Here is a 13,964-nt window from a genome sequence, read left to right as displayed (position 1 = left end):
ATCACATCCGTCCGGCGAGACGCTTGAATTCCTCGGCCGAGTGGCAGAGACCGATCGCCTGCTCGTACGGGATCTGGCCGTCCCGCACTCGCTCGGCGAGGTGCTGGTCGAAGGTGAGCATTCCGTCGGAGCCCGAGGACTGCATGAACGACGGGATCTGGTGGTTCTTGCCCTCGCGGATCAGGTTGCGGATCGCGGCGGTCGCGAACATGACCTCGCAGACCACCGTGCGCCCGCTGCCGTCGGATCGCTTGACGAGGGCCTGGGTGACGACGCCCTGCAGCGCGGTCGAGAGCTGGGCCCGGATCTCCTGCTGCTGGTGGGACGGGAAGATGTCGATGACCCGGTCGATGGTCTGCGCGGCCGACTGCGTGTGCAGCGTGGCCAGCACGAGGTGACCGGTCTCGGCCGCGGTCAGCGCGGTCGACACCGTCTCCAGGTCGCGGAGCTCGCCGACGAGGATGATGTCGGGGTCCTGCCGCAGCACCCGCTTGAGCGCCTCGGCGAAGCCGACGGTGTCGACACCGACCTCGCGCTGGTTCACCAGGCAGCGGTTGTGCTGGTGCAGGAACTCGATCGGGTCCTCGATGGTGACGATGTGGTCGCGGCGGGTGCGGTTCGCGAGGTCGAGCAGGCTGGCCAGCGTTGTGGTCTTGCCCGAGCCCGTGGGCCCGGTGACCAGGACGAGGCCGCGGGGCATCGCGGCGAAGCGGGCGATCTGCGACGGGATGCCGAGCTCGTGCAGCGGCTTGATGGTGTGCGGGATGGCGCGCATGACGGCGCCGTAGGCGTTGCGCTGCTGGAAGCAGTTGACCCGGAAACGGGAGACGCCGGGCAGCGAGTACGCGATGTCGATCTCGAGCGTCTGCTCGAACTTCTCCCACTGCTCGTCGCTGAGCACGGACCGGACGAGCAGGGCGGTGTCCGCCGGGCTGAGCGCCGGGTAGTCGGGCAGGGGCTGCAGGTCGCCGTGGATGCGGATCGACGGGGGGGCGCTCGTGGTGAGGTGCAGGTCCGAACCGCCGGCGTCGACCAGCGCGACGAGCATCGTGTCGAGCACTTCGCGCATCTCGCTGCGGGCATCGCGCAGTTCGCCACGCGGCTCGCGCACAGCGGTGGAGGAGGGAGCGTCCACGTCATGCCCTTCGGCAAGAGTGTCGCTGGCCCCCACCAGGCGACTAGGGGTTGTGGGATTGACTTAACGCCGACCTTACGTCGCGAGTAGGCGAAATACAATCCTTGTAAAGGCCAATTTCAGGTTTTTTGCGGGCCGCCGGAATTGGATCTTGAATTCGCCTGGCGACGTTTATCGATAATGACGTTGATATCGGCACTTCTCATATATCGCCGGCATATGTCCGAATACGCGCCATTGGCCGGAAGGAGCGCCGGTGCGGGTCAGACCGCGACGCGCAGCACCTCGGCCAGCGTGGTGTCGCCGGCGGCCGCCTTGCGCAGCCCGTCGGTGCGCAACACGTCCATGCCCTCCTCGATCGCCACCCGCTGGATCTCGTGGGCCGACGCGCGGTCGACGGCGAGCCGCTCGATCTCCTCGCTGACCGACATGACCTCGTGCAGCGCGATCCGGCCGCGGTAACCCGTGCCGGCGCACGAGCGGCAGCCGACCGCCTTGTGCAGCTCGTGCGGCGCCTCGATCTCGCCGAACGGCCAGCGGGCCGCACCGAGCTCGGATCGGGTCGGCGAGTACGGCGCCCGGCACCACTGGCACAGCCGCCGGGCGAGGCGCTGGGCCATCACGCAGTCGAGCGACGAGCCGACGAGGAACGGTTCGATGCCCATCTCGACGAGCCGGGTGACGGCCGACGGCGCGTCGTTCGTGTGCAGGGTCGAGAGCACGAGGTGACCGGTCAGGGAGGCTTCGACGGCGAGCTGGGCGGTGACGCGGTCGCGGATCTCGCCGATGAGCACGACGTCGGGGTCCGAGCGCAGGATCGCCGGCAGCACCGCGGCGAAGGTCAGGCCGGCCTTGTGGTTGACCTGCACCTGGTTGACGCCGGGCAGCCGGTACTCGACCGGGTCCTCGACGGTGATGATGTTGATCTCGGGCTTGCTGATCTCGGTGAGCGTGGCGTAGAGCGTCGTCGACTTGCCCGAGCCGGTGGGTCCGGTGACCAGCACCATGCCGTGCGGTTTGGCGAACGACGTGGAGAACCGCTCGTAGTTCGCCTCGCTGAAACCGAGCCGCTTGAGCTCGAGATCGATGCCGCCGGTGTCGAGCACGCGCAGCACGATCTTCTCGCCCCACACGGTGGGCAGCGTGGCCGTGCGCAGGTCGATCTTGCGACCGTTGAGGTCGACGGTGATCCGGCCGTTCTGGGGCACCCGGCGCTCGCTGATGTCAACGCCGGACATGATCTTCAGGCGGCTGATCAGGGCCGACTGGATCGAGCGCGGCACCGTGTCGATCTCGTGCAGCACGCCGTCGATGCGAAAGCGCACCCGCAGCTCGTGCTCGCTCGGCTCGAGGTGCAGGTCCGATGCCCGGTTGTCGATCGCCTGCTCGATGAGCGAGTTGACGTAGCGGATGATCGGCGTCTCCTCGCCGACCGACTCCAGGGCGCTGTTGAGCGACGGGCCGGAGTCCATGCCCAGGCTGGCGGCGACGTCGTCGAGGTCGTTCTCCGAGCGCTGGAAGCGCTCGAGCGCCTTGAGCAGCTCGTCGCGAGCAACCACGACCGGGCGGACGCGCAGCCCGGACGCCGCTCGGACGTCGTCCAGGGCGAGGACGTCGGCCGGGTCGGCGATGGCGACCACGATCTCCTGGTCGTCGACCGCGACGCCGAGGACGCGGTGGCGGCGAGCGAGGGCGACCGGGATCTTGGCCATCGCGGCGGCGTCGATCGGGTAGGTCCCGAGATCGATGCTCTTCAGGCCGTAGGCCAGGGCCAGCGCCTCGGCAAGCTCGACCTCGGTGACCAGGCCGTCGTCGACGAGGACGTCGCGCAGTGGGCGGCCGGACTCGTTGGAGGAGTCCAGGGCGGCAGCCAGCAGCGCGGTGCTGACGCCCCGCATGCGCAGAGCCTCCAACACCGGTCCGTAGGTCTGATACATCGCGGCGCCTGTCTCACGCTCTGCCGTCGAATATCCAGGCGTGTTAAGTCGGGGTGAGTCGAGAGTAGCTCGGATCGATCATTATGACGATGCCCCGTTGTCAGCTCGAGATGTATTGCTCCAGTTGGCCGCGGTCGTGCTCCAATTGTCGGATTCGACTGGACACAACGTCTCCGATCGAGACAATTCCGGTCAAGATGCCGTTGTCGATAACCGGCATATGCCGAATACGCCGCGTAGTCATCGTCTCGGCGATGCTGTCGACGGAATCCGAGCTCGAGCAGCTGACGACGCCGCTGGTCATGATCACCGAGACGGGCTGTTCGAGGACGTGCGCGCCGTCCTGGGCGATGCGCCGGACGATGTCGCGCTCGGACACGATGCCGGCGACGGCGCCGTCGGCGCCGGGGTCGACGACGAGCAGGGCGCCGACGTTGTGTTCGGCGAGAGTGGCGAGCAGCGTGGTGACGGTGTCGGACGGTGCGATCGTGACGACACTGGTTCCGGGGGCCGTGTGCTTGTGGCGAAGGATGTCGGAGATCTTCACTGCGCTCACCTCACTGGTCTCGGGGGCGGGGTTTTCACCCTGCCGCAGTCGCGAGGCCCTGGCTAGGTCCAATCGCCCCGTCCGTCAGCGGGGGACGTCGCAGGCGGCGCGGATCCCGGCCGCCACGCGCTGCGGTTCGTCGAGGGCGACGAATGTCTTGGCGCCCTCGATCTCGACCAGCGTCGCGTCCGGGAAGGCGTCGCGCAGGCGGTGGGCGAAGTCGAGCTTGAAGAAGCGGTCGGCGTTGCCCCACAGCAGCGTGACCGGCTTGGTGAACTCGCCGAGGCGGGTCGAGACGTCGAGGAGGTCCTGCGGATCGACGGCGCCCATGAACCGCGCGGCGTCGCGCCGCACGCCGGCGTCGGTCAGGGCCGGGGTGATCCAGCGCCGGGTGAGCTCGGGGTCGAGCTTGTCGCGGACCAGGCCGCCGTAGCCGAGCATCGAGTGGCGCAGCGCCTTCGGCCGGATCGAGTTGGCCATGAAGCGCACCCGCCCGGCGCGGCGTCCGAGCTTGACGAGCAGGCCGAACGGCGGCGGCGGGAACTGGTCGAACGCGTCGCAGTTGGTGAGGACGAGTCGCCCGATGCGCGACGCGTCCGCGTCGATCAGGAACTGGCACAGCGCGCCGCCGGTGTCGTTGCCGACGAGCGTGACGTGGGTGAGGTCGAGGGCGGCGAGCAGGTCGAGGATCAGCCGGGCGACCCCGCGCGGGGACAGGTCGGCGTCGTCGTTCAGGGCGATCGGGTGGGCGCCGAGCGGGAGATCGGGCACGACGCTGCGGATGCCCGCGCCGGCGAGTGCCTCGGCGACCTGGGTCCACAGCTCCCCGGTGACCAGCAGGCCGTGCACGAGGACGACCGCCGGGCCGTCGGTCGGGCCGAACTCGCGGTAGTGGACGCGGCCCTGCGGAAGGTCGACGGTCGGCATGACGCTGCTCCTCGCGATAGGTTCGGATCGTGCTGGAACTAACATACGTACTGCCTGTATGAAAGACAACCCGAGGACGCAGGCGTCCCGCTCCGCGGCGACCCGCGATGCGCTGGTACGCGCCGCCCGGCCGCTGTTCGCCGCCGACGGCTTCGCGGCGGTGAGTACCGAGGCGATCGTCGCGGCGGCCGGGGTGACGCGGGGCGCGATGTATCACCAGTTCGCCGACAAGACGGACCTGTTCGCCGCGGTCTTCGAGACGGTCGAGGCCGAGATGACCGCTCGCATCGACGCCGCGGTGTCGGACGCGGGGGAGAGCGACCCGATCGCGCTGATGAAGTTCGGCTCGGGCGTGTGGCTGGACGCGTGCGCCGAGCCCGAGGCGCAGCGCATCGTGCTGGTCGAGGCGCCGGCCGTGCTCGGGTGGGCCCGCTGGCGCGAGATCGGACTGCGCTACGGCCTGGGGCTGGTCCAGTCGCTCGTCCAGTACGCCATCTCGGTCGGTCGCATCGCCGACCAGCCGTCCGAACCGCTCGCGCACGTGCTCATCGGTGCGCTCGACGAGGCCGCGCTGTTCGTCGCTCAGTCCGACGACCCGTCGCGGGCGCGGCGCGAGGTCGGTGCGGTGTTGGAGGGCCTGATGGACGCCCTCGCCGTCGACCCGCCGACCTGAGGCGGCCCCCCTGAACCCGATCTTCATGCTGTGACCAGGTCGAGAGTCCGTAGGAGCATGACCATCAGTTTCGGAAACGGCACGCCGAGCGCACGTGCGAAGCGGAGCACGAGCGTTCCGCCGATCACCACCTCGTTCTGGCGAAGCTGGTCGTCGACCCAGCGCAGTGGCGACAGGTGCAGCGCCCCGTCGATCTCGACCGCGACGACGCGCCCGTCCGGAAGTCGCCACTCGACGTCGAGGTAGCGACGTCGTCCGAACCGATCGGTACGGGACCGTCTGGCGATGTTCCGGGAGTCCGAACCGCCGGCAGAGGCGGACGAGATCGATCACGCGGAGCGCCTGCGCGCCCTGGGCGATGTCGTCCGTTGCTGCACGCCGGCAGCGAGCAGACCGCAGCCCGGTCGCTCGGATCGAAGGCTCGCGGCGGCGACGAGCAGGGCGGGCGCGAGTCGGTGAAGGCGCCGGTGCGGGGCGATGTCGGCTCGCTCCTGGTCGCGCGTGCGGTGCAGCACGAGCCCGTCGAGGTGCGGGTTCGTGGCGCCGCCGGGGGCCAGGACGTGCACCTCGTCGCGCTGCCATCCGGTCAATCCCCACGCCGAGGCGGCGGAGAGCGAAGTCAGGACGGCGCGCGGACCGCAGTCGATGACTGCCACCCGCTCGCTCGGACTTCGGGTCTGCGGCCCCGCTGCCGTCAGGGCATGAAGATCGTTTGGGCAGGCTCAGCGGGTCGAGCGGTAGATCGAGGTCGGCCGGTCGGTGATGCCGGCGCGCGCGTAGAGGTCCTCGGCGTAGCGCTTCGGCGCGTAGGCGCCGTCGGCGTAGCGGCGCAGGTAGTCGGCGTGGAGCAGCGGGTCGAAGCCCTGCAGCCAGTCGAGGAAGTGGTCGCGCACGGCGCCGCGCAGGTGCAGCGGGCCGATGCCGAGCAGGTCGCCGCCCGCGTCGCGCACGGCCTCGACCACGGCCCGCAGTTGCGTCGGGGAGTCGCTGAGCCGCGGCAGCACCGGCGCCACGAGCGCGCCGGTGCGCACCCCGGCCGCGGCCAGCTTCGCCATCGCGTCGAGCCGACGACGCGGGTGGGGGCTGCCCGGCTCGGTGGCGCGCCACACCCGCTCGTCCAGGGTGGCGACGGAGAAGTTGACCGACACCTCGGTGCGCCGCGCGGCTTCGGCGAGGAGGTCGAGGTCGCGGATGACGAGCGGCGACTTGGTCAGGATCGAGAACGGGTTGGCGCGCTCGGTCAGGGCCTCGACGACGCCGCGGGTGAGCCGGTACTTCGCCTCGGCCCGCTGGTACGGATCGGTGTTCGTGCCCATCGCGACCGACTCGCCGCCCCAGCGCGGATCGGCCAGTTCGGCGCGCACCCGTTGCACCGCATTGAGCTTCACGACGATCTTGCGATCGAAGTCCTCACCGATGTTCAGGCCGAGGTACTCGTGGGTCGGACGAGCGAAACAGTAGGCGCAGGCATGGGTGCAGCCGCGGTAGACGTTGATCGTCCAGCGGAAGGGCGCGCGGGACTGCTCCGGCACCTGGTTGAGCACCCGCTTCGCCGTGACGTGCAGGAACTCGAGCCCGGACAGCCGGCCGGTCCCGCGCTCGGGGGCCAGCAGTTCGTCCACCCCGAACAGTGCCGGTTCCCCGTCGTCGGCGACCTTCCAGCGGAACGTCACCGGAAATCCCGGGACCGGGTGTGCAGGCCGAGGTGAAGCCGGTCGATGCGTTCGGCGAGCACGTTGATCACGCCGTCGCTGGTGTTCTCGAGCATGCCGCGGATGAGCAGCCCGCCCGACTCGCGAGCGACGCGACGGTAGCGGTGCCACACCGCCTCTTCGACAATCACGTTGACCATTCCGGTCTCGTCCTCGAGGTTGAGGAACGTGACGCCGCGGGCGGTGGCCGGGCGCTGGCGGTGCGTGACCACGCCGCCGACGGTGACCCGGGTGCGGTTATCGATCGAGCGCAACCCGCGCGCGGTGACGATGCCGAGCGCGTCGAGCCGCGGCCGGATCAGCGCCGTCGGGTACAGCTCAGGGGTGACGCCGGTGGCCCACATGTCGGCGATCAGCTGCTCGGGCGCGGTCATCGCCGGCAGGGCGGCGGGCGCCTTCTCGTCGAAGGTGGCGAGGTCGAGCTGGCCCGGCCGCGCGGTGGACGCCGCACCCGCCCCCCACAGCGCATCGCGGCGCGTGCCGCCGAAGCAGTCGAGCGCCCCCGCGGTGGCCAGGGCCTCCATCTGGTCGGCCGAGAGCCCGACCCGGCGCGAGAGATCGCTCATCGAGGTGAACGGCCCGCCGGCCTCGCGCGAGGCGACGATCGCCTCGGCGAGCTCGGTGCCGATCGTGCGGATCGAGGAGAGCCCGAGCCGCACGGCCGGCTGCGGCGCGTCCAGGCAGGCACACTGCGACGGTCCGTCGGCCGGCTCCAGCGATGCCCCGGCCAGTGACTCGGCCAGCGACGGTGAGCGCACCTCGACGCCGTGCCGCTTCGCGTCGTGCACGAGCGACTGCGGCGAGTAGAAGCCCATCGGCTGCGCGTTGACCAGCGCGGCGCAGAATGCGGCCGGGTAGTGCAGCTTGAGCCAGGACGACGCGTAGACTAGCAACGCGAACGAGATCGAGTGCGACTCGGCGAACCCGAACGCGGCGAAGGCCTTGATGCGCTCGTAGATCTGCTCGGCGACCGCGCCGGTGATGCCGTTGCCGGCCATGCCGTCGAAGAGCCGGATGCGCATCGCCTCGATCTTGTCCTTGCCCCGTTTCGACCCCATCGCGCGGCGCAGCCGGTCGGCCTCGGCCGGCGAGAAGTCGGCCACCGACACCGCGATCTGCATCAACTGCTCCTGGAACAGCGGGATGCCGTACGTCCGCTCGAGCGCGACCTTCAACCGGGGGTGCGGGTAGGTGACGGCCTCCTCGCCGTTCTTGCGCCGGATGAACGGGTGCACCGAATCGCCCTGGATCGGGCCGGGACGGATGAGCGCCACCTCGCAGGCGAGGTCGTAGAAGGTGCGCGGCTTGAGCCGCGGCAGCGTGGCCATCTGCGCGCGGGACTCGACCTGGAACACCCCGATCGAGTCGGCGGCGCAGAGCATGTCGTAGACGCACGGCGCCTCCTGCGGGATGGTCGCGAGCTCGTAGGTGGTGCCGTGGTGCTGCGTGATCAGTGCGAAGCAGTACTGGATGGCCGACAACATGCCGAGGCCGAGCAGGTCGAACTTCACCAGCCCGATCTGGGCGCAGTCGTCCTTGTCCCACTGCAGCACCGAGCGGTTGGCCATGCGTCCCCACTCGACCGGGCACACCTCGATGACGGGCCGGTCGCACATGACCATGCCGCCGGAGTGGATGCCGAGATGCCGCGGTGCGTTCTGCAGTTCCGCCGCGAGGCGCACGACCAGGTCAGGGACGTCGGCGAGTTCCTGCTCGGTGGTGATCGTCGTCGGCGGCAGCGTGCCGTTGTCGGTCGTGTGGTTCCAGTAGTAGCCGCGCTCGATCTCCTTGCTCCACGCGTCCTGCTGGCCCGGCGAGTAGCCGAGGGCCTTGGCGATGTCGCGCACCGCCGACTTCGGCCGGTAGGTGATGACGTTCGCGACCTGGGCGGCGTGCTCGCGTCCGTGCAGCTCGTAGACGTACTGGATCGCCTCCTCGCGGCGGTCGGACTCGATGTCGAGGTCGATGTCCGGCGGCTCGCCCCGCTCGGGGGCGAGGAAGCGCTCGAACATCAGCCCGTAGTAGACGGCGTCGACGGCGGTGATCTCGAGGGCGTAGCAGACGGCCGAGTTCGCGGCCGAGCCCCGGCCCTGGCACAGGATGCCCTTCGACCGGCAGAAGCGGGCGATGTCCCAGACGACGAGGAAGTAGCCGGGGAAGTGCAGCTCCTCGATGATCGCGAGCTCGTGCTCGATCATCGCGTACGCCTCGGTCTCGTGCGGCTTGCCGCGGAACCACTTCGCCGCGCCGGCGTAGGTGAGCTCGCGCAGGTAGGTCATCTCGGTGTGCCCGGCCGGCACCGGGAACGGCGGCAGGTCAGGGGCGATGAGCTGCAGCGGGAAGGTGATCTCGCGGGCCAGCCGGACGGCGTTGTCGACCGCCCCGGGCCAGCGGGCGAAGCGCGCGGCCATCTCGTCGCCGCTGCGCAGGTGCTGCCCCGACCACGACGGCAGCCAGCCGTCGATCTCGTCGAGCGACGAGCGCGCCCGCACCGCGGCCAGCGCCGTGGCGAGCGGTCGGCGCGGCGGCCCGTGGTAGTGCGCCGCGGTGGTGGCGACGATCGGCAACCCGGCCGTGTCGGCGAGTTCGGCCAGCGCGTCGAAGCGTTCGTCGGCGAGCGGATCGAGCTCGTGGATCAGCTCGACGGCGACGTTCTCGCGCCCGAAGCAGGTGATGAGGCGGTCGAGCGCACGCCGCGCGCGCACCGGGCCGCCGCGGTCGAGCGCCTGCCGCACCGAACCCTTGCGGCAGCCGGTGAGCACCAGCCAGTGCCCGTCGGCCAGCGCGCCGAGATCCTCGAGCTCGTCGTAGACCGGACGTCCCTTCGCCCCGCCGCGCAGGTGCGCCGTGCCGATGGCGCGCGACATCGCGGCATAGCCGGTCGGATCGCGGGCGAGCACGAGCAGGTGCTCGCCCGGTGGATCGGGGACGCCGACCCTCGCTGCGATCGACCGCTCGGCCAGCGAACTCGGCAGGGGGACGTCGAGCGAGAGCTCGGCGCCGAACGCCGTGGCCAGCCCGTGCGCCTCGGCCGCCTCGGCGAAGCGGACGAGGCCGTAGACGCCGTCGTGGTCGGTGAGGGTCAGCGCCTCGAGCCCGAGCCGCACGGCCTCCTCGGCCAACTCCTCGGGTGAGGAGGCGCCGTCGAGGAAGCTGAACGACGAGTGCGCGTGCAGCTCGGCGTAGGGCACCCGGGTGGTCGGCCGCTCGACCGGCGCGGCGACGTAGTGCTCGCGTTTGCGTGACCAGGCGGGGGAGTCGCCACCGTCGCCGGCCAGGGCCGGATCGCGCGAATCGGCCGGAGCCGGGCGGCCGGACAGCCGCCGCTCGAGCTCCCGCCACGGGATCTCCGGATTCTCCCAACCCATTCCGAGACAATAGATCAGACGTTCGAATGATGCGAGAGGCCATCTACCCCAGCTGATCGCGGCGCCGGATCAGGTAGGCGGTCTCGGCGGTGTTGCCGGCCAGCTCGAGGGCGCGGTCGTAGGCCGCGCGCGACTCGGCGCTGCGGCCGGTCCGGCGCAGCAGCTCGGCCCGGGTGGCGTGGAAGGCGTGATACGCGTCCAGCGGATCGGCGAGCCGGCCGACCGCGGCGAGGGCGACCTCTGCCCCGTCCAGCTCGGCGACGGCGACGGCCCGGTTGAGGGCGACGATCGGCGACGGGTCGACGCGGACGAGCTGGTCGTAGAGGGCCACGATCTGGGACCAGTCGGTGTCGCGGGCCTGGCGGGCCGACGTGTGCACGGCGTTGATCGCGGCGAGGATCTGGTAGCGGCCCGGGGCCATCCCGCTGGCCAGCCGCTCGCGCACCAGCTGGTGCCCCTCGGCGATCAGGGCGGCGTCCCACGCGCTCCGGTCCTGCTCGTCCAGGGTGACGAGTTCGCCGCTCGCCGACACCCGGGCGGGCCGGCGCGCCTCGGTGAGCAGCATCAGCGCCAGCAGCCCGGCCACCTCGCCGTTGTCGGGCAGCAGTGTGCGCACGAGTCGGGTGAGGCGGATCGCCTCGGCGGTCAGTTCGTGCCGCACGGGATCGGTGTCGGGACCGCTCGCCAGGTAGCCCTCGTTGAAGACCAGGAAGAGGACGGCGAGAACGCCGGCGACGCGGGACGGCAGGTCCTCGGCGGCGGGCACGCGATAGGGGATGCGCGTCGCCTTGATCTTCGCCTTGGCCCGGGTGATCCGCTGCCCCAACGCCGCCTCCTGCATGAGGAAGGCGCGGGCGATCTCGGGCACGGTCAGCCCGCCGATCAGGCGAAGGGTGAGGGCCACGCGGGCCTCCATGCCCAGCGCCGGATGGCAGCAGGTGAAGATCAACCGCAACCGCTCGTCCCCGATCGCGTCCTCCGCCGCCGGCGGGTCGTCGTCGTAGAGCATCCCCGCCGCCTTCTGCTTGTCGTCCCGCTTGCTCTCGCGCCGGATCCGGTCGATCGCGCGCCGGTTGGCGGTCGTGGTCAGCCAGCCGCCGGGATTCGGCGGCACGCCGTCGGTCGGCCAGCGCTCGACGGCCGCAGCGAACGCCTCGGCCGCGGCCTCCTCGGCGATGTCGAGGTCACCGAAGCGCCGGGTCAGGGTCGCGACCAGGCGGGCCCACTCCGCCCGATGAACCTCGGCGAGGACGTCGCTCATAGGAAGGGACGGACCTCGATCTTCCGGTTGCACGCCTTCGAGCCCTCGGTGGCGAGCTTGATCGCGACGTCAAGGTCGGGCGCCTCGATGATCCAGAAGCCGGCCAGGTGTTCCTTCGTCTCGACGAACGGGCCGTCGGTGATCACTGTTTCCGGCCCGCGGTTGTCGATGACGGTGGCATTGTCGTGCGACCCGAGACCACCGGCGAAGACCCAGTAACCCTCGGCCCTCAGTCGGTCGTTGAACTCGTCGATGGCCGCGTCCTCGTCGGGAGTGGCCATACCGGCGTCGGCGTCGATCACGGAAATCAGGTACTGCATCCGGCTCATCTCCTGCGTTCGGGGCCCCTCATGGTGGCCGCTCACCCCTACTACGAACGGCCCCGCCGTGATCCGACAGTGCCGTCCCGCCTCCTGTCCAGTGCGGCGAGGATCGGATGTCCGAGTCCCGCTCGCTGGCCGCGGCTGATCACGGCGTGATGATCTCGAAGGCGACGCCGAACGCGCAGCCCAGACCGCTGCCGGTCTGCCGGGCGAAGGCTTCGAGGAACTCGCGCGGGTCGGCCATCGGGTGGTCGCCCAGACCCCGCAGGTACTCGCCGTGCGCCTCGAGGGAGGCGACGCCGGCGTCGAAGTGATCGGTGACGTCGACACCGTGGGTGCCGGCGGGGCTGCCGACCAGGATCGTCGAGACCTTGACCGGCTCCAGGCCCTCGTCGAGCAACTCGCGGAACACCCACCGGTTGCCGGCGTCGCGCACCCCGTCGACGACGCATCGCCCGAGGGCAATATGGTCAGCCTGATTGACCATTCCCGGAGCCCAGGATTCGCCGTAGTAGCCCGTGATGACGACGTCGGGGCGATGCCGGCGGACGGCGCGGGCGATGTCGCGCCGCAGCGGCAACCCGTACTCCAGCATCCCGTCGGGATGGCCGAGGAACTCGACCGTGTCGACGCCGACCGCGGCCGCCGAGTTGCGTTCCTCCTGCTCGCGCAACGGGCCGCACCGCTCGGGCTCGATCCCGTCGATGCCCGCCTCCCCGCTGGTGGCCAGGCAGTAGACGATCTGCTTGCCCTGGCTCGTCCAGCGCGCGATCGCCGCTGCCGTGCCGTACTCCAGGTCGTCGGGGTGCGCGACGATCGCCAGCCCCCGGGACCAGTTCTCGTCGATCGGTGTGAGTTCGCTGCTCATGATCGGAAACTACGCCGCGGGAAGCTGCGATGTCAGCAGCCGCAGTCGCAGTCACACCCGTCGCAACAACAGTCGCAGTCGCAGTCGCCGGGGCACCAGCAGTCGCCGCAGGAGCTGCCGCCGTCGCCGCGACACAGGCCGGCCCGCTTCCGGCCGCTGCACGGGTCGGTGAACTCGCCGGCGCAGCAGGCCTGGCAGGTGCCGCAGACGACGAGCCAGCCCAGGCAGCCGAGCACCGGGTTGCGCTGCTTCGGCGTCTCCGGCGGAGCCTCCCAGCCCGTACCCGGAGGTATGGGCGGTCCGCCGGGCGGCTGCTGGTCCGGTGACGGGGGCGGGGTCAGCGGCGCCGGTCGACCGGCGGTGGCGAAGGTGCGGTCGATCGCCGCCGTGACCTCGTGCACGAGAAGGGCGTGCACGAGCCGGCCGTCGGCGAACGTGGCGTCACGCAGGGCGAGCCGGATGCCGAGCGCGGCGTCGTCGCAGAGCCGGCGTAGCTCGTGGGGGCTGATTCCGAGGGCGAGGATCGGGTTCCAGGCCCGGAGCGCTCGGTCGGCGTGCAGATCCTCGACGGCGTCGAGCAGGTGGGCGACCCGCCCGAACAACCGGCCCGCCTCGGCGAGCGCCTCGATGTTGCCGGGCTGCTCGGCGACGACGGCCGTGTGCCGGAAGGCGAGGGCGGTCGCGGTCTCGGTCGGCGCCGTCACTTCGAGGATGCTGCGCGGTGCCGCCTCGACGTCGGCCTGGTCGGCGACGGCCGCGAGGAGCAGTTCGCCGTCCAGTCCGAGAGCGGCGCCGCTCGCGCGCCCGGCTCGCGACCAGCGCCCGGCCGCGGCCCGGGCCGCGCGGGTCCGCACCGCTCCGGCGATGTCGCCGTCGACGAGGTGGTCGTCGATCTTGGCCGACGCCAGCAGCAGCGACACCGACGCGGCGAGCTCGGCCGATCCGCCGACGGCCACCGAGGCCGAGCGCATTCCGCGCAGCGCGCAGGGGCCGGCCTCGCGGCGACGCCCGTCCGTACCGGTCTGGGCCTCGACGAGGGCGGAGACGACGACGGCGTCGAAGTTGGTGACCAGGCGCGAGAGCTGGCCGTGCCGATCCCGCAGCGACAGGCACATGCCGCACAGGTGGGCCAGCCAGGCCAGGCGCAGCTCCTCGCTCAACCGGTTCCGACAGGGACGGATGATCCCGAACATTGATCACACGTTAGCGGCGC

Annotated in this window: 12 protein-coding genes; 1 reads left to right on the top strand and 11 read right to left on the bottom strand. The window is 70.9% G+C overall.

What is annotated here, in order from left to right; genetic code table 11:
• Position 1: 1 nt before the first annotated feature.
• The 4 genes from VGN18_RS04960 to VGN18_RS04945 all read right to left on the bottom strand — a co-directional run bounded on the left by VGN18_RS04960 (position 2) and on the right by VGN18_RS04945 (position 4,546).
• Positions 2-1,135 carry a type IV pilus twitching motility protein PilT gene (locus VGN18_RS04960; RefSeq protein WP_327538539.1) on the bottom strand — a complete coding sequence of 378 codons (1,134 nt, stop codon included), beginning with the start codon at positions 1,133-1,135 and terminating at the stop codon, positions 2-4.
• A 263-nt stretch (positions 1,136-1,398) separates the two neighbouring features.
• Positions 1,399-3,033 (bottom strand): GspE/PulE family protein, encoded by a 1,635-nt coding sequence (locus tag VGN18_RS04955; RefSeq protein WP_327538538.1) that lies wholly within the window; start codon positions 3,031-3,033, stop codon positions 1,399-1,401.
• A gap of 139 nt (positions 3,034-3,172) precedes the next feature.
• Complete coding sequence (locus VGN18_RS04950; protein ID WP_327538537.1) at positions 3,173-3,619, bottom strand: CBS domain-containing protein; 447 nt, start codon at positions 3,617-3,619, stop codon at positions 3,173-3,175.
• 84 nt (positions 3,620-3,703) lie between these two features.
• Positions 3,704-4,546 (bottom strand): alpha/beta hydrolase, encoded by an 843-nt coding sequence (locus VGN18_RS04945; RefSeq protein WP_327538536.1) that lies wholly within the window; start codon positions 4,544-4,546, stop codon positions 3,704-3,706.
• A gap of 58 nt (positions 4,547-4,604) precedes the next feature.
• Between VGN18_RS04945 and VGN18_RS04940 the strand changes: the two genes are divergently transcribed.
• Entirely contained in the window at positions 4,605-5,219 is a 615-nt protein-coding gene (locus tag VGN18_RS04940; protein ID WP_327538535.1) for a TetR/AcrR family transcriptional regulator, read from the top strand.
• Between the two features lie 329 nt (positions 5,220-5,548).
• Here VGN18_RS04940 and VGN18_RS04935 read toward each other — a convergent pair whose 3' ends face one another.
• The 7 genes from VGN18_RS04935 to VGN18_RS04905 form a co-directional block, all read right to left on the bottom strand.
• Positions 5,549-5,875, bottom strand: coding sequence for a hypothetical protein (locus VGN18_RS04935; protein ID WP_327538534.1), 327 nt, complete (start codon positions 5,873-5,875; stop codon positions 5,549-5,551).
• Positions 5,876-5,941: 66 nt separating this feature from the next.
• Positions 5,942-6,892, bottom strand: coding sequence for a radical SAM protein (locus tag VGN18_RS04930; protein ID WP_327538533.1), 951 nt, complete (start codon positions 6,890-6,892; stop codon positions 5,942-5,944).
• A complete protein-coding gene (locus VGN18_RS04925) occupies positions 6,889-10,299 on the bottom strand; it encodes an error-prone DNA polymerase (RefSeq protein WP_327538532.1) in 3,411 nt (1,136 codons plus the stop codon). Before VGN18_RS04925 ends, VGN18_RS04930 begins: the two co-directional genes overlap by 4 nt.
• Before the next feature lie 43 nt (positions 10,300-10,342).
• The gene (locus VGN18_RS04920) at positions 10,343-11,560 is read right to left on the bottom strand and encodes an RNA polymerase sigma factor (RefSeq protein ID WP_327538531.1); all 1,218 of its coding nucleotides are present in this window, start codon (positions 11,558-11,560) and stop codon (positions 10,343-10,345) included.
• Positions 11,557-11,880 carry a YciI family protein gene (locus VGN18_RS04915; protein ID WP_327538530.1) on the bottom strand — a complete coding sequence of 108 codons (324 nt, stop codon included), beginning with the start codon at positions 11,878-11,880 and terminating at the stop codon, positions 11,557-11,559. Before VGN18_RS04915 ends, VGN18_RS04920 begins: the two co-directional genes overlap by 4 nt.
• 148 nt (positions 11,881-12,028) lie before the next feature.
• Positions 12,029-12,751, bottom strand: coding sequence for a PIG-L deacetylase family protein (locus VGN18_RS04910; RefSeq protein WP_327538529.1), 723 nt, complete (start codon positions 12,749-12,751; stop codon positions 12,029-12,031).
• A 32-nt stretch (positions 12,752-12,783) separates the two neighbouring features.
• Positions 12,784-13,944 carry a DUF5685 family protein gene (locus VGN18_RS04905; protein ID WP_327538528.1) on the bottom strand — a complete coding sequence of 387 codons (1,161 nt, stop codon included), beginning with the start codon at positions 13,942-13,944 and terminating at the stop codon, positions 12,784-12,786.
• Positions 13,945-13,964: the final 20 nt, after the last annotated feature.

The sequence above is a fragment of the Jatrophihabitans sp. genome (genome assembly GCF_036000465.1).
Classification (GTDB): domain Bacteria; phylum Actinomycetota; class Actinomycetes; order Mycobacteriales; family Jatrophihabitantaceae; genus Jatrophihabitans.
The sequence above is the reverse complement of the archived record's forward strand: the minus strand, read 5'-3'. Positions and strand labels throughout refer to the sequence as shown.